Annotated in this window: 15 protein-coding genes and 1 pseudogene; 9 read left to right on the plus strand and 7 right to left on the minus strand. The window is 64.3% G+C overall.

Annotated features, from left to right (window positions below; all coding sequences use genetic code 11):
- The first annotated feature begins 142 nt into the window (after nt 1-142).
- On the plus strand, nt 143-1,036 hold the full coding sequence (locus E5X34_RS31790; protein ID WP_292573090.1) for a hypothetical protein: 894 nt from the start codon (nt 143-145) through the stop codon (nt 1,034-1,036).
- Between the two features lie 33 nt (nt 1,037-1,069).
- Here E5X34_RS31790 and E5X34_RS31795 read toward each other — a convergent pair whose 3' ends face one another.
- The 5 genes and pseudogenes from E5X34_RS31795 to E5X34_RS31815 all read right to left on the minus strand — a co-directional run bounded on the left by E5X34_RS31795 (nt 1,070) and on the right by E5X34_RS31815 (nt 4,885).
- Nucleotides 1,070-2,497, minus strand: a complete 1,428-nt coding sequence (locus tag E5X34_RS31795; protein ID WP_292573092.1) for a hypothetical protein — start codon at nt 2,495-2,497, stop codon at nt 1,070-1,072.
- A 463-nt stretch (nt 2,498-2,960) separates the two neighbouring features.
- Nucleotides 2,961-3,470 carry an Hsp20/alpha crystallin family protein gene (locus E5X34_RS31800; RefSeq protein ID WP_292573094.1) on the minus strand — a complete coding sequence of 170 codons (510 nt, stop codon included), beginning with the start codon at nt 3,468-3,470 and terminating at the stop codon, nt 2,961-2,963.
- Nucleotides 3,471-3,563: 93 nt separating this feature from the next.
- Complete coding sequence (locus E5X34_RS31805; RefSeq protein WP_126061666.1) at nt 3,564-4,040, minus strand: Hsp20 family protein; 477 nt, start codon at nt 4,038-4,040, stop codon at nt 3,564-3,566.
- 209 nt (nt 4,041-4,249) lie between these two features.
- Nucleotides 4,250-4,527 (minus strand): annotated as a pseudogene (locus E5X34_RS31810) (protein usg).
- 13 nt (nt 4,528-4,540) lie between these two features.
- A complete protein-coding gene (locus E5X34_RS31815) occupies nt 4,541-4,885 on the minus strand; it encodes a hypothetical protein (RefSeq protein WP_292573096.1) in 345 nt (114 codons plus the stop codon).
- A 328-nt stretch (nt 4,886-5,213) separates the two neighbouring features.
- Here E5X34_RS31815 and groES point away from each other — a divergent pair, with 328 nt between their 5' ends.
- The 8 genes from groES (at nt 5,214) to E5X34_RS31855 (ending at nt 12,191) form a co-directional block, all read left to right on the plus strand.
- Nucleotides 5,214-5,528: a co-chaperone GroES gene (gene groES / locus E5X34_RS31820; RefSeq protein ID WP_040988406.1), complete on the plus strand. Its 315-nt coding sequence runs from the start codon at nt 5,214-5,216 to the stop codon at nt 5,526-5,528.
- A 61-nt stretch (nt 5,529-5,589) separates the two neighbouring features.
- On the plus strand, nt 5,590-7,218 hold the full coding sequence (gene groL / locus E5X34_RS31825) for a chaperonin GroEL (RefSeq protein WP_278162875.1): 1,629 nt from the start codon (nt 5,590-5,592) through the stop codon (nt 7,216-7,218).
- 63 nt (nt 7,219-7,281) lie between these two features.
- Nucleotides 7,282-7,503: a hypothetical protein gene (locus tag E5X34_RS31830; protein ID WP_292573098.1), complete on the plus strand. Its 222-nt coding sequence runs from the start codon at nt 7,282-7,284 to the stop codon at nt 7,501-7,503.
- A 78-nt stretch (nt 7,504-7,581) separates the two neighbouring features.
- Nucleotides 7,582-7,977 carry a hypothetical protein gene (locus E5X34_RS31835; RefSeq protein WP_292573100.1) on the plus strand — a complete coding sequence of 132 codons (396 nt, stop codon included), beginning with the start codon at nt 7,582-7,584 and terminating at the stop codon, nt 7,975-7,977.
- The gene (locus tag E5X34_RS31840; RefSeq protein ID WP_292573101.1) at nt 7,958-8,275 is read left to right on the plus strand and encodes a DUF982 domain-containing protein; all 318 of its coding nucleotides are present in this window, start codon (nt 7,958-7,960) and stop codon (nt 8,273-8,275) included. The genes E5X34_RS31835 and E5X34_RS31840 overlap by 20 nt, the downstream gene beginning before the upstream one ends.
- A 59-nt stretch (nt 8,276-8,334) precedes the next feature.
- Nucleotides 8,335-10,227, plus strand: a complete 1,893-nt coding sequence (gene htpG / locus E5X34_RS31845) for a molecular chaperone HtpG (RefSeq protein ID WP_292573103.1) — start codon at nt 8,335-8,337, stop codon at nt 10,225-10,227.
- Between the two features lie 131 nt (nt 10,228-10,358).
- A complete protein-coding gene (locus E5X34_RS31850; RefSeq protein ID WP_292573105.1) occupies nt 10,359-11,039 on the plus strand; it encodes a glutamine amidotransferase in 681 nt (226 codons plus the stop codon).
- Between the two features lie 24 nt (nt 11,040-11,063).
- Nucleotides 11,064-12,191 carry a serine hydrolase domain-containing protein gene (locus E5X34_RS31855; RefSeq protein WP_292573107.1) on the plus strand — a complete coding sequence of 376 codons (1,128 nt, stop codon included), beginning with the start codon at nt 11,064-11,066 and terminating at the stop codon, nt 12,189-12,191.
- A 9-nt stretch (nt 12,192-12,200) separates the two neighbouring features.
- Here the strand turns inward: E5X34_RS31855 and E5X34_RS31860 are convergent, their stop codons facing one another.
- A complete protein-coding gene (locus E5X34_RS31860; RefSeq protein WP_292573109.1) occupies nt 12,201-13,823 on the minus strand; it encodes an ABC-F family ATP-binding cassette domain-containing protein in 1,623 nt (540 codons plus the stop codon).
- A 241-nt stretch (nt 13,824-14,064) separates the two neighbouring features.
- Nucleotides 14,065-14,808: a 2OG-Fe(II) oxygenase gene (locus E5X34_RS31865; RefSeq protein ID WP_292573111.1), complete on the minus strand. Its 744-nt coding sequence runs from the start codon at nt 14,806-14,808 to the stop codon at nt 14,065-14,067.
- Nucleotides 14,809-14,946 lie beyond the last annotated feature (138 nt).

Genomic DNA, 14,946 nt, shown 5'->3' on the forward strand with positions numbered 1-14,946 from the left:
CTTCGCGCCCCCCCTCTGCCCTGCCGGGCATCTCCCCCACGAGGGGGGAGATTGGCAGCTTCAGCGGCAGCGCCTAAGTCTTTTTTTAGCCCAATCTTGCCTGCAAGACATGCATACGGTTTTGGGCGAAACGGGGTACATCATGCGGCTGGTCTTGACACTTCTCCTCGCGCTGGCGGGCAGCACGGCACTCGCCGCCTCGCCGGAAAGCGATTATATAGCGGCGCGCGACAAGGCGATTGCCGACATCACCGCGCAGGAAAGCGCGAACACGGCAATCGAAACCATCGACGCGCAGAACGAAAAGGCGCTGGCCGACCTGCAGCAGCGGCTTGCCGCCATTCTCGGCCCGCTTTCAGTCAAGGGCTTTCCGACGACCGGCACCAACAACATCGAAAGCCTCAACGCTTCCGATATCGGCTACGGCATGCTCGACGGGCTGCGCTATGCCCAGAGCGACGACGGCCCGAGCATCGTCGTCTCGACGCGCGGGCTGACCGAGCGCTGGCTCAAGTCCAAATCGACCGAGGCGGAAGCGGATTTCAAGCTGCCCACCGACATCGGCGCGGCGTTGAAGCTCGACAGTTTCTACACCCAGGCCATCGGCAGCGACGCCGCCTTCTCCGGCACGCTCGACTTTCCGCTGAAGAAACCCGACGGCGCCGACATGGTGGTGGCCCGGCTCGGCGGCTGGACGCAGGATGTCGGACCGATCTACGAGCAGCATGTCGTGGTGGCGGTCGTCAAAGGCGACCGCGTGCTGATTGCCGAGGCGCCCGCCTCCCCCGCCGTGCCGAAGATCGCGGCCTGCGATTCAATCTGGGCAGCCGCCGACGCGGCCGCGCAGAAAGCCCAGCAGGCCGACCAGGGCTCGGACCAGGACGACCCTCAGGCCTCCGATCCCGCCAACGCCGCCTGGGAAAAGGGCGATGCCGACTACCGCGCCTGCATGGCTGAGCGTCTGCCCGGCGACCCGTCCTTCCCGGCGCTGCTCAAGCAGGCGCAGGACCTTGCCGACGGCATGGCTGGCAAGTAGCCCGTCGGAGCAATTCCGGGCGCGGCGGTTTTCTCAGCCCGCGTTGGCCCGCAAGTTCCGCCGCGGAACACGCCGCGCGGCGGGGCGCGCTGCTTCCGCGATGATCCCGTTGGCCTGAGGCGCGGCATCCTTGCGCGACCTTGCGTCGGTCACCCGATGCAGCCGCTCGTAAGGCAGCAATTCCCGGATGCGGGCATTGAGCGCTTCGACCTCGGCGTGCAGATCCTCGCATTCCTGCTTCTGGATATCGAGCTGGATCTGCTCGGACGCCTGCTGCAACGAAAGCTGTGAGAGATTGGTGCTGACCTCCGACAAATTCTTCTTGTCGGCTTCGCTCTCTTCCCTGAGAACGGCGAGCCTTTCCTCGGCGATCTGGCGTTCGGTGACGGCATCGTTCAACTGCCCCTTGAGCCTGGTGATTTCGGCCGTCGCTTCGCCATTGTCCGTCGAGACCTTGTCCAGGCGCGACTGCAGCTCCTGCATTTCGGCGCGCAAACCACGCATCTCGGCCTGGCTGCGCGCCAATTCGGCGGCGCTGTCGCTTTCGGCAATGCGGGCCGCCTCGGCTGTTTCGGCGAGCCTGGCCTGGGCTGCCTCCAGCGCCTTCTGCAGCCGGGTTTCTTCCTTCTCGTGGTTGCCGATCTGAGCCATCAGCTCGGCAATATGGGCGGTTTCGCTGGCGTGGGTCGCCGCGAACTCGTCGAATTTGTGGCGGGCCTCAGCCTCGCGCTTCTGCGCCTGCTCCAGGTCGACCGTGAGGCCGACCTGCTTCTCGCGCAGCAGCTTGTTCTCGGCGCCGCGCCTGTCGACTTCGACGGTCTTGGCGGTCAAGGCCTTGACGATCTCACCGAACTCCGTCTCGCGCCTGGTGTTCTCATTGCTCATCTCCACCAGTTCCAGGCGCACGGCCGCCAGCGCCGAGCGCAACTGCTCGCGGTCCTGGACGAGGCTCGCCTCGCGCTGTTGCCAGGCCTCGGCCGCGCCGTCGCGCTCGCGCTGCTTGCGAGCGGCGTCAAACAATTGTTCCGAAAGCGTTTTGTGTTCGGCGGTAAGAGCGAGATTAGCCAGCTCCAGCTCGTTGGAGCGCAACACGTCGCGGTGGAAGACGTTGAGGACCTCGCGCGTCATGTGATGGGCGGTGGCGATCTCCGCCAGCTTCGCCTCGATCTCCTGCAGATGGCCCTGGCCATCGCGGAAAAGCCCGGCGACGGCCTCCAGGGCGGCGAGCCGCGTCTGGGTATGGGGCGTCAACCGCGATGAAGCTGCCGCGGGCTGCTGCTCTTCGGGCGGCGGATTCTCGTCGCTTGCCACGAGTTCCTGACCGGCAACGGCATCGTCTCCCGACGGCGGTTGTTCATCATCCTTCAGAACGTCCTCGAATGCTTCCGCCAGATCCGATTGGAGTTCCTGAAATTCCTTATCGACGTCCTCGGCCCGCTTGATCAGAGACTTGAAATTCATCACCACACATCCCTTACTCACGCCCCACGCGTACTTAACGAATTGCTAATCTAGCCCTTTACCTTCCTTTCGGGAAGCCTATGCAACCGAAACCGAAATTAAGGTTATCGCCGGTCGCAATCTTATGCGGAACCGCTTCCAGGTGATCCGTCTGCCGGTCATAACATATGTTAACTTCATCTCTCGATGCATGCTGAAATTCGCCGCTGTGAAAGGGAGAAGGCACCGAGCTGCTTGGCATCATTCATCGAGCTTTTTGGCATCATTCATATGGCCGATACGAAGACTTCGCGGCGGAAGAGCGAAGCTCCGTTGGTGTGGATTTTCTCTATGCGGGCACCCCCGATATGCGGGCACCCCCGATCGACCGCCCAAGACCAGCCTTGCGCGGGCGTCCGACTGCCATGACGCTCATGGAAGTTGGGACGCGGGAGGCCCATCGACCGCCCCCCGCGTCGATGCATCAACTCTTGATGTCGATGCGCTTGACTTGCGACTGCGCCTTCTCGCTCTTCGGCAAGGTGACGGTCAGCACGCCATTCCTGAAGCGCGCCTCAACCTCGTCTTCCTTGACCTCGTAGCCGACCGGGATGCGGCGTTCGAAGCGGCCATAGTACCGCTCCGAGAATTGCCTGTCCTTGTCATCGGTCTCCGAGCGCTTCTCGCCTCGCAGCGTCAGCACGCCGTCGTCGAACAGGACCTCGATGTCTTTCTGTTCGAGGCCGGGCACCTCGGCCGTCACCTTGATCTCCTTCTCGCCGTTGGAGATCTCGACGCTCGGCCAACCAGTGCCGAGGGCGGAGGTACCGGCAATAGACGGCCACCGGCTGTCGAAGCCGCGGAAAACATCGTCGAACAGGCGGTTCACCTCACGATGCAGCGACAGGAACGGATCGCGTTCGCCGTCGTGGAACAGGCTTGGAACCTGGTTGCCGTTGCTCCGGCCCCAGGGAATCAGGTCACGGACACTCATGGTTTCCTCCTTTCTGCTCATCGGTCTGAAAAGGTTTCCTGTTGCGCCGGGCCATGTGCCCGGCGCGTTGCACGGGGCGCCGACAGGAAGGCCTTAGGCCGCGTGCTTCTCGGCTTCGATCTTCTTCGTCGCGCCTTTGGGCATCGCCTTGTCGGCTGCGATCTCGATCCGGCGCGGTTTCATCTCTTCGGGAATTTCACGCTTCAGATCGATGGTCAGCAGGCCATTGACCAGGCTGGCGCCGACGACTTTGACATGGTCGGCAAGCTCGAAACGGCGCTGGAATGCGCGACCGGCGATGCCTCGATGCAGGTACTCACCCTTATCCTCGCCGGCTTTCTGGCCCGAGACCATGAGCATGTTCTGCTCCTGGGTAATGTCCAGTTCGTCCTGCGCGAAGCCTGCCACCGCCATGCTGATGCGGTAGTCATCTTCCGAGGTCTTGGCGATGTCGTAGGGTGGCCAATTGTCGACGGTTTCGATCCGGCTCGCCGTTTCGAGCGCGTTCAACATTCGATCAAACCCGATGCTCGACCGGAACAGGGGAGTGAAGTCAAAGCTGGTTCTCATAGCTACATCCTCCATTGAGCAACATAGATACGAGGAGCGCCAAGGAAGCGGCGCTCCTTGACCCTTGCCGGTCTCTCAAAGCACCGGCAAAATCCATCTGGGAATTCAAATCCGGGACGTCAAGGTCCCAACCCGAAGCCACCTTAAGGTCGTGACAGTCATCCTCTGAAGGCGACGGCGCAACGCGACCGCCTTGATGGATCTGATCTTCAATGGATCGGGATGATCCCGTCGACGGCCCGCCATTCCGATGGCCTGAGGAGCCGATGGTGGGCGACCCGGACGGAATGCAAGGCGCCCGCCAGCTCGCGTTCCCAAAAACCCAGAAAACCCCTCAGCGTGGGAAATCTGGGGCGAGATCATAGTCCTGCCAGACGTAAAGCTGGAGCAGGCTGGGATGGTCGGGCAGATGATGATGGATCTCGGCAGTGGTCAGGCCATAGCCATTCATTTGCAAGCGGAATTCCGCGCTGACCGCGTTCACCATCGTCTTCCGCCCCTCAGGCGCTCAGCCGGTCGACCAGCTGCCGGTGGTCGTCATCGGCAGGGCCGCTGGGCGGGGCGACCGCATCAAGCCGGCGCAGCGCATCCATGATGTCGTCGAAGGAGACCGGCCGCTCGGCCCCCGGTGGCTGGCGCAAAGCCGGCATCGATTCCACGGCGCAGGCGTCGGACGCCCAGGACGAAAGGATCGCCCGCTTTTCCCATATGTCGAGCGAGCCGTCCTCCAGCACATCCCGCGGGTGCTGAAAATGGCTGGCCGGCGACAGCAGCCGGTCGAGCGAAAGGTCTGATATTTCGGGAGCAAGGGAAGGAATGATCGGCGAGAGCGTCTGTCGGTCCATTTCTGTCCTCCGTCTCCAAAACTCCTTGGTTCGGGTTCCAAATTTCTCAGCGGTCCCGGCGCTGCCGGGCGCCGATAATTTTGTTCAGCTCAATTCCGAATTCAAGCCTTTCCTTTGTCGCACGATCGGATTTATTGCATTGTTTTCAGCACGCTAGCACTCGATGATCGAGAGTGCCAAAAAATTTTCGACACCCCCTTGAAAGTACAAGAAGGCAAAATTAGCTCGACATGCGCGCGACGCCGAAAGGGTCGCGAGCCCCGCTCCGGTCCTGCCGGTCCGGAGCGGAGGGACCTCTCGCAATCTGTTTGTCCTGAAGGAGAACGATATGACGTTCCGCCCATTGCATGACCGCGTGCTCGTCCGCCGCATCGAGGCCGAAGAGAAGACGGCCGGCGGCATCATCATCCCCGACACCGCCAAGGAAAAGCCGCAGGAAGGTGAAGTCATCGCCGTCGGCCCGGGCGCCCGCGACGAGAGCGGCAAGCTCGTGCCCCTCGACGTGAAGGTCGGCGACCGCATCCTGTTCGGCAAGTGGTCCGGCACCGAGATCAAGCTCAACGGCGAGGATCTGCTCATCATGAAGGAAAGCGACGTGATGGGCGTGATCGAGCAGGCCGCGACGCTGAAGAAAGCCGCCTGACCGGGGCTTCGACCGAACCGCAACCCAGTCAATGAAAGCTGCCTAGACAAGGAGTGATCCAATGGCTGCCAAGGAAGTCAAATTCCATTCCGACGCCCGTGAGCGCATGCTGCGCGGTGTCAACATCCTCGCCGATGCGGTGAAGGTTACGCTTGGCCCCAAGGGCCGTAACGTCGTCATCGACAAGTCGTTCGGCGCCCCGCGCATCACCAAGGACGGTGTCACCGTCGCCAAGGAGATCGAGCTTGAGGACAAGTTCGAGAACATGGGCGCCCAGATGGTCCGCGAAGTGGCTTCGAAGACCAATGACCTCGCCGGCGACGGCACCACGACTGCCACCGTGCTTGCGCAAGCGATCGTTCGCGAAGGCGCCAAGGCGGTCGCCTCGGGCATGAACCCGATGGATCTGAAACGCGGCATCGACAAGGCGGTGGATGCGGTGGTCGCCGAACTCAAGACCAATGCCCGCAAGATCACCAGAAACGACGAGATCGCCCAGGTCGGCACCATCTCGGCCAATGGCGATGCCGAGATCGGCCGCTTCCTGGCCGAGGCCATGGAAAAGGTCGGCAACGAAGGCGTCATCACCGTCGAGGAAGCCAAGACCGCCGAGACCGAGCTGGAAGTCGTCGAAGGCATGCAGTTCGACCGCGGTTATCTCTCGCCCTACTTCATCACCAACCAGGACAAGATGCGCGTCGAGCTCGACGAGCCCTATGTGCTGATCCATGAGAAGAAGCTCGGCAACCTGCAGGCGCTGCTTCCCGTGCTTGAGGCCGTCGTCCAGTCGGGCAAGCCGCTGCTGATCATCGCCGAGGATGTCGAGGGCGAGGCCCTGGCAACGCTGGTGGTCAACAAGCTGCGCGGCGGGCTGAAGGTCGCCGCCGTCAAGGCTCCGGGCTTCGGCGACCGCCGCAAGGCCATGCTGGAGGACATCGCCATCCTCACCGGCGGCACGGCCATCAGCGAGGATCTCGGCATCAAGCTGGAGAATGTCACGCTGGAGATGCTCGGCCGCGCCAAGAAGGTCGCGATCGAGAAGGAGAACACCACCATCGTCGACGGCGCCGGCAAGAAGGAGGAGATCCAGGGCCGCGTCACGCAGATCAAGGCCCAGATCGAGGAGACCACCTCCGACTATGATCGCGAGAAGCTGCAGGAGCGGCTGGCCAAGCTGGCCGGCGGCGTCGCGGTGATCCGCGTCGGCGGCGCGACGGAAGTCGAGGTCAAGGAGAAGAAAGACCGGGTCGACGATGCGCTGCACGCCACGCGCGCCGCGGTCGAGGAAGGCATACTGCCCGGCGGCGGCGTTGCCCTGCTCAGGGCGGCCAAGGCGCTCGACGCGGTCGCGGTCGACAATCCCGATCAGAGATACGGCGTCGACATCGTGCGGCGCGCGATCGAGGCTCCGGCGCGCCAGATCGCCGAGAATGCCGGATCGGAAGGTTCGATCATCGTCGGCAAGCTGCGCGAGAAGACCGACTTCGCCTTTGGCTGGAATGCCCAGACCGGCGAGTATGGCGACCTCTACAAGCAGGGCGTCATCGACCCCGCCAAGGTGGTGCGCACCGCGCTGCAGGACGCCGCTTCGGTCGCCGGTCTGCTCGTCACCACCGAGGCGATGGTGGCGGAGAAGCCAAAGAAGGAAGCCGCCCCGGCCATGCCGGCCGGCGCCGGCATGGACTTCTGAGACGCTGACGAGCCCGCTCTCGGCTACGGGAGCGGGCGTTCCGCCAAAACTTGGGAGGCCCTCATGAACATGATGAGCGCAGATGGCTCGATTCCCACGCCGACGCATTCGGCAAGCGAATTCCTTGCCTATGAAGCCGAATGCCGAAGCGCGCTGAAGCCGCTGCTGGCAGGCCTGCTCGACGCGGCCGAAGCCGCCGGATGGAACCGGCGGACGGTCGCCTCGACGCTGATGTTCCTTGCCGCGCAGCAGGTGTCAGCCACGGAAGCATCCGCGCGAAGCTGAGCGAAATCGGCCCCCGCCACGGCGGGGTCCGTCCGACTATGTCGCGATGGGATTTGGGCGAAGGGAATTGCGATTGCCATGATTGCAGGACGCTTGCGGGAATGCCTGAGAAGCTTGCGATGGGACGCCGGAGATCTTGCGCAGGAGCTTGGCTGTTCCAGGACCGATGCGACGCGCTGGATCGAGGGGCGCGCGCCGGTGCCGCTGGCGGTCGCCGCCTGGATCGAAGCCCTGGTCAAGGCGCATAGCGCGCTGCCGCCGCCGCGCCTGAACCAGCAGATTTCAGCGACGCACAGCACGCCGGGGGGCCTGGTCAATGTGCGGGCCTTCCCCGGCATAGGCCAGCCGCGGCCGCATGGCATCGTCCTGCAACCGCCCTACCCGCGCCGACATATGCTGGCCGGGGGGCTTCGCCCGGGCACGGTGGGCATCCACCCGAAAGAGGGTCCAGACCATGAACCACGACCGCTTTGAAGAGCCTGTCACGGTGCTTGTCGGCATGGGCTTGCCGGCGCGGCTGGAGACGGTGGCGGAAGCCTATGCCCTGCTGCAGGATTGGCCGGCCGCGAGCAGGAGCAGCGCGCATGCGATCGCGCTCAATGCCTGCAAAGCTGGCATTGCCGGCGAAATCGACGCGGACACGGTGCGAGCGACCCTTGTTGCCTTCGCTCGCCGCCACGATATTCTGGCGCCGGACATGGTTTCGCTGGCGCCCGCGGCGCTGGCAGGGCGCGCATCCACAAGCAGCAATGGCACAAGCAACAATGGCTGAAGATTTGAAGCCCGGCGCGTGCTGCACGGCGGACAAAACGACCAACCCAGGAATTCTGAATGACGACTGACACCAAGACGGCGGAAACCAGGACATTCGAGGCGGACGTCTCGCGGCTGCTGCACATGATGGTGCATTCGGTCTATTCGGACCGGGATGTTTTCCTGCGCGAGCTGATCTCCAACGCGGCGGATGCCTGCGAGAAGCTGCGCTTCGAGGCGGTGAGCCGGCCCGAGCTTCTGGGCGACGATCCGAAGCCGCGCATCACGATCGCGGCCGACCCGGACAACAAGGAGCTTGTCGTCGAGGATAACGGCATCGGCATGAGCCGCGACGAGATGGCGGAAGCGCTGGGCACCATTGCGCGCTCCGGCACGCGCGCCTTCATGGAGCGCGTCGAGGCCGGCAAGGCGGCGGAGGACACGCAGCTTATCGGGCAGTTCGGGGTCGGCTTCTACTCGGCCTTCATGGTCGCCGACCGGGTCGACGTGATCAGCCGCCAGGCCGGCAGCGACGAGGCCTTTCGCTGGTCGTCCGACGGCAAGGGCACTTATGAAATCGCGCCGGTGCCGCTCGAGGCGGCCCCGAAGCGCGGCACGCGCGTGGTGCTGCATCTGATGGAGGACGCCACCTCCTACACAACGCCCTACAGGCTCGAAGGGCTTGCGAAGTCGCAGTCGGGCCATGTGCCGGTGCCGATCACGTTGGTCGAGAAGCCCGGCGCCGAGCCGCGCGACATCGCCGACGGCACGGCGCTCTGGGTGCGGCAGAAGAGCGAGATCAAACCTGAGGAATATACCGACTTCTACCGCAGCGTCGCCGGCCAATATGACGAGCCGGCCTCGACCATCCATTTCCGCGCCGAGGGACGGCAGGAATACAGCGTGCTCGCCTTCGTGCCCGGATCGCGGCCGTTCGACCTGTTCGACCAGGACCGCAAGGGCCGCATGAAGCTCTATGTGCGGCGCGTCTTCATCACCGACGATGCCGATCTCCTGCCGCGCTATTTGCGCTTCGTGCGCGGACTGGTCGATTCCGCCGACCTGCCGCTCAACGTCTCGCGCGAGATGATCCAGGAAAGCCCGCTGCTCGCCGCGATCCGCAAGGGCGTGACCAACCGTGTGCTCAGCGACCTTGCCAAAACCGCCGAAAACGATCCGGAAGCCTACGCCAAGATCTGGGACAATTTCGGCGTTGTCCTCAAGGAAGGTCTCTATGAGGATTACGAGCGGCGCGAGCAGTTGCTGAAGCTTGCCCGTTTCCGTTCGACGGCTGCGGGCGAAGGCTGGCGCAGCCTTGCCGACTATGTCGGCGCGATGAAGGAAGGCCAGAAGGCGATCTTCTTCATGGCCGGCGACGACCGCGCGCGGCTGGAGGCCTCGCCGCAACTCGAAGGGTTTCGCGCGCGCGGCATCGAGGTGCTGCTGCTCACCGACCCGGTCGACAGTTTCTGGGTGACGATGGCACCGGAATTCGACGGCAAGCCGTTCAAGTCGGTGACGCAGGGCGCGGCGGAGCTTGCCGACATCCCGCTGCCCGACGATGCAGCGAAGCCGGATGCCGAGACGTCATCCGACATCGCCGCCTTCCTGGCCTTCGTGAAGACGACGCTCGGCGAGGAGGTGTCGGACGTGAAGGCCTCCGACCGGCTGACCGAAAGCGCCGTCTGCCTCGTTGCGCCAGAGCATGGCCCGGACCGCCAGTTCGAGCGCCTGCTCAACGCCGCCGGCCGGCTCGACAAGGCGGCCAAGCCGATCCTCGAGATCAACCCGCGCCATGAGCGCGTGGCGGCGCTGGCAAAGCTCGGTGACGACGACAAGGCGTTCAAGGAAGACGCCGCGCATCTGCTCTACGACGAAGCGCGCGTGCTCGACGGCGACAAGCCGGCCGACGCCAAGGCCTTCTCGGCGCGTCTTGCGCGGCTGATCGACCGCGGCTTGGCGAAGGGGTGATGGGCGCCCATGCCTCGCCTTCCTAGACGAATGGAGGGGCGGCGCCGCCAAACACGATGAGATCCTGGCACATTGCCAATGACCCGCTAGGCTTTATCGTGGTTCTCGCGAAATGAGCGGCAGGGGCTCCGATGAAGCGCATCGTTCTGGTCAGGCACTCGGAAGAACCGGGCGACGATCATGTTCAGACTACCCTTGAGGCCGACGGCCATGCGGTCACCACCGCGATGCCCTTCAAGGGCGAGGTGATCGACCTCGAAGATGTCGACGGTGCCGTGATCTACGGCGGTCCGTTCAATGTCTTCGACACCGACAAGCATCCGTTCCTCGATCACGAAGCCGCGCTGATCGAGCATTGTTTGGGTAACGACCTGCCGCTGCTCGGCATCTGCCAGGGCGCCCAGCAGATCGCCTGGCACCTCGGTGCCGATGTCGGGCCGGTGGTAAGCGGCATCAGAGAGTTCGGCTATTTCGAGATCACGCCGACGGCCGCGGCCGGCGACTTCCTCGACCGGCCGCTCTTCCTGCCGCAGAACCATTTTCACACCTTCGCCCTGCCGGAAGGCGCCGTGCATCTGGCTTCGAGCGAGACCTTCCCCAACCAGGCATTTCGGATCGGCGACAAGACCTACGCCTTGCAGTTCCATGCCGAGCAAGGCCCGGCGGGCTTCAAGCGCTGGCAGGAACGCCAAGGCGCGCCCTACGGAACGCTCGGCGCGCAGGACCGGGACGAGCAAGATAGGCTGATGGAAGCCCACCACGCGGCGCAGCTTGCCTGGTTCAGCGGCTTTGTGAGCAAGCTGTTCGGCTGAGGCGCATTTGATGAGAATCCGCGCATGACCATAGAAGGCTTCTGCGATCCGCGTTTCGCCGGCGTGCGCGACGCGTTTGCCTGGTGTTTCTCCCAAGGCCTCGAACATGGCGGCGGCGTCTCAGTCGTGGCCGGCGGCAAAACCGTCGTCGACCTTTGGGGCGGTCATGCGGATGCCGCGCACACCCGCCCGTGGCGGCGTGACACGCTGATCAATGTCTGGTCTTGCACCAAGGGAGTCGCCGCACTGGCAATCGCGATGTTGGTCGAGCGCGGCAAGCTGGACTATGCCGCGCCGGTCGCACGCTATTGGCCGGAATTCGCGGCAAGCGGCAAGGAGCGCGTCACGCTCGACCAGGTGATGTCGCACCAGTCCGGGCTGAACGGCCTCGCCGTGCCGATGGACGAGGCAGGCCTGCTCGCCTGGACACCCTATGTCGACGCGCTTGCCGCCATGGCGCCGCTGTGGGAGCCGGGCAGCCGCTGCGTCTATCATGCGCTCAGCTACGGCCACCTTGCCGGCGAGGTCATCCGCCGGGTCGACGGACGCAGCGTCGGCCACTTCATCGCGGAAGAGATCGCCGGCCCGCTTGGCGCCGATTTTCACGTCGGTCTGCCGCAAACGGAAGATTTCCGGGCCGCCGAAATGATCGAAGGCCCGAAGGCTTCGGAGTGGGTCGACTTCGTGCGCGCCTCGCCCTTTCCCCATGCATGCGACAACCCGACACCCCGCGCCCTGGCGCCCAACGACCGCGCTTGGCGCGCCGCCGAGGTGCCGGGCGGCAATGGCCAGTCCACCGCCCATGCGCTGGCCTGCATCTATGGCATGATGGCGGCGGGCGGGACATTTGAAGGCAAGCGCCTGATCGGCCGGGCGGCGATCGAAGAGGCCGCGAGGCCGCGCTTTCGCGGCATGGACGACAGCTTCGCGCTGCCGGCCGCCTTCGCCGCCGGCTACCAGATCGAAGATCCTGTCTATGCCGGCCGCGCATCTCCGCAAACCTTCGGCCACACCGGCTGGGGCGGCGCCATCGGCTTTGCCGATCCCAGCGCCGGCGTCGGGTTTGGCTATGTCACCAACCGCATGCTGGGGTTCGACGATGTGGATCCGCGCCGCAAGGCGCTGATCGACGCCGTCTACGACGCGCTCTGAATAAGATCCTTACCCTCTCAGCCCCGGCGCTTCCTGGCCGGTGCGGGCGACATATTCGGTGTAACCGCCGCCATAGGTGTGGATGCCTTCGGGCGTGAGCTCCAGCACGCGGTTCGACAGCGCCGCCAGGAAATGGCGGTCATGCGAGACGAAAAGCATCGTGCCCTCATATTGCGACAGCGCCTCGATCAGCATCTGCTTGGTGGTGATGTCGAGGTGGTTGGTCGGCTCGTCGAGCACCAGGAGGTTGGGTGGGTCGAACAGCATCAGCGCCATCACTAGGCGGGCCTTCTCGCCGCCTGACAGCACGCGGCACTTCTTCTCGATCTCGTCGCCTGAGAAGCCGAAGCAGCCGGCCAAAGCGCGCAGCGGCGCCTGGCCGGCCTGCGGAAAATTGTCCTCCAGCGTCTGGAAGACGGTGCGCTCGCCATCGAGCAGTTCCATGGCGTGCTGGGCGAAATAGCCCATCTTGACGCTCGGACCGCGCGCGACGGAGCCCTCGTCGGGCTCGGAGGCGCCGGCGACCAGCTTCAGCAGCGTCGACTTGCCGGCGCCATTGACACCCATGACGCACCAGCGCTCGCGGCGGCGGATCTGGAAGTCGAGGCCGGAATAGATCGAGCGGCTGCCATAGGATTTGTGGATGCCTTTCAGCGTCGCCACGTCCTCGCCGCAGCGCGGCGCCGGCTGAAACTCGAAGGCCACCGTCTGGCGGCGCTTGGGCGGCTCAACGCGGTCGATCTTGTCGAGCTTCTTCACCCGGCTCTGCACCTGCGCGGCATGCGAGGCGCGCGCCTTGAAGCGCTCGATGAAGGCGATCTCCTTGGCCAGCATCGCCTGCTGGCGCTCGAACTGCGCCTGCAATTGCTTGTCGGCCAGCGCGCGCTGCTCCTGGTAGAATTCGTAATTGCCGGAATAGGAGGTGAGCGCGCCGGCATCGATCTCGATGATCTTGGTGACGATGCGGTTCATGAACTCGCGGTCGTGCGAGGTCATCAAAAGCGCACCGTCATAGTCCTTGAGGAATTTCTCGAGCCAGATCAGGCTTTCGAGGTCGAGATGGTTCGACGGCTCGTCGAGCAGCATGACATCGGGCCGCATCAAAAGGATGCGGGCGAGCGCGACGCGCATCTTCCAGCCCCCTGAGAGCTTCGAGACGTCGCCGTCCATCATCTCCTGGCTGAAGCCGAGGCCATCCAGCACCTCGCGGGCGCGGCCGTCCAGCGCATAACCGTCCAGTTCCTCGAAGCGGTGCTGCAATTCGCCGTAGCGCTCGATGATTGCGTCCATCTCGTCGGCGCGCTCGGGATCGCCCATGGCGTGCTCGAGGTCGCGCATCTCGGCGGCGACCGCGCTGACCGGCCCGGCGCCTTCCATCACTTCGGCGACGGCGCTCAAACCGCCCATGTCGCCGACATCCTGGCTGAAATAGCCGATGGTGGCGCCGCGATCGACCGAGACCTGACCTTCGTCCGGCTGCTCCTCACCGATGATCATGCGGAACAAGGTCGTCTTGCCGGCGCCGTTCGGGCCGACCAGCCCGACCTTCTCGCCCTTCTGCAAGGCGGCCGAAGCTTCGATGAAGACAATCTGTCGGCCGTTCTGCTTGCCGATGTTTTCGAGACGGATCATGGGGCGGTCCGGGCAACTGCGCTGAGGTGGCGGGATTTGCCCCGGCGTGTACGCGAATGAAGGTGCGAGGGGAAGAGGTAGAAGCGCCGCAGGATGAAGGTTCCTCGCCCCCACCAAGTGGGGGAGAGGTGGCTCGGCGAAGCCGAGACGGAGAGGGGGAGCGCCCTACGAAGACCCCCTCTCCGTCCGCTTCGCGGACACCTCTCCCCCGCCTCGGCGGGGGCGAGGAACGGCGCCTCGCCTACTTCGCGTCGTGGAAGATAATTCCGACTGTATGCCGCCGTCCTGATCTCAATCGGCTGACCCCGTGTCTGAGATTCACCCGATAAAACCCCCTCGTGCCCTGCACCGGCCGGTTATGCACCGCAAATACCACCGCGTCACCGCGCCTCAATGGCACCACCTCGGCGCGGCTTTGCATGCGCGGGCGCTGTTCGGTGAGCACGAATTCGCCGCCGGCGAAATCCTCGCCAGGTTCGGACAACAGGATCGCCACCTGCAGCGGAAAGGCAAGCGCGCCGTAGAGGTCCTGGTGCAGACAATTGAAGTCGCCGGGGCCGTATTGCAGGAGAAGCGGCGTCGGCCTCGTCTGGCCCTCGTCGTGGCAGCGCTTCAGGAAAGCGGCGTGGTCGGCCGGATAGCGAAGCGCCACGCCCATCTTCTCGTTCCAGTCATTGGCGACCGTGGCAAGGCGCGAATAGAGGGCTGAGCGCAGACCCTCGATCAGGTCCGGCAGCGGATAGTTGAAGTAGCGGTATTCGCCTTTGCCGAAACCGTGGCGGGCCATCACCACATGGCTGCGGAAATGCTCCTCATGCGGGTAGAGGCCGGCGATATCGGCGCATTCTTCCGCTGAGAGAAGGCCGGGCATGACGGCACAGCCATGGGCGCTGAGGTCTGAGATGATACCGCGCCAGTCCTGCGCGGCGACACGAGATTCGGCGGAGCGGCTGGCGCGCTTGGTGTTGAGGGAGTGGATGGTCATAGGTTGGTTCCTTGGATGCGAGCAAAGTGGGGCGAAGGACGCGCCCCGGCCACCCGATTCCTGCGGAGGTGGGCGACGCCCTTTCCTTCTCCCCTTGCGAGGGTTTTGCACGGGAGCCGATATTTAGCGCACGAGGCA

Origin of the sequence: Mesorhizobium sp. (assembly GCF_004963255.1) — a bacterium.
In the GTDB taxonomy this organism is placed as follows: Bacteria; Pseudomonadota; Alphaproteobacteria; order Rhizobiales; family Rhizobiaceae; genus Mesorhizobium.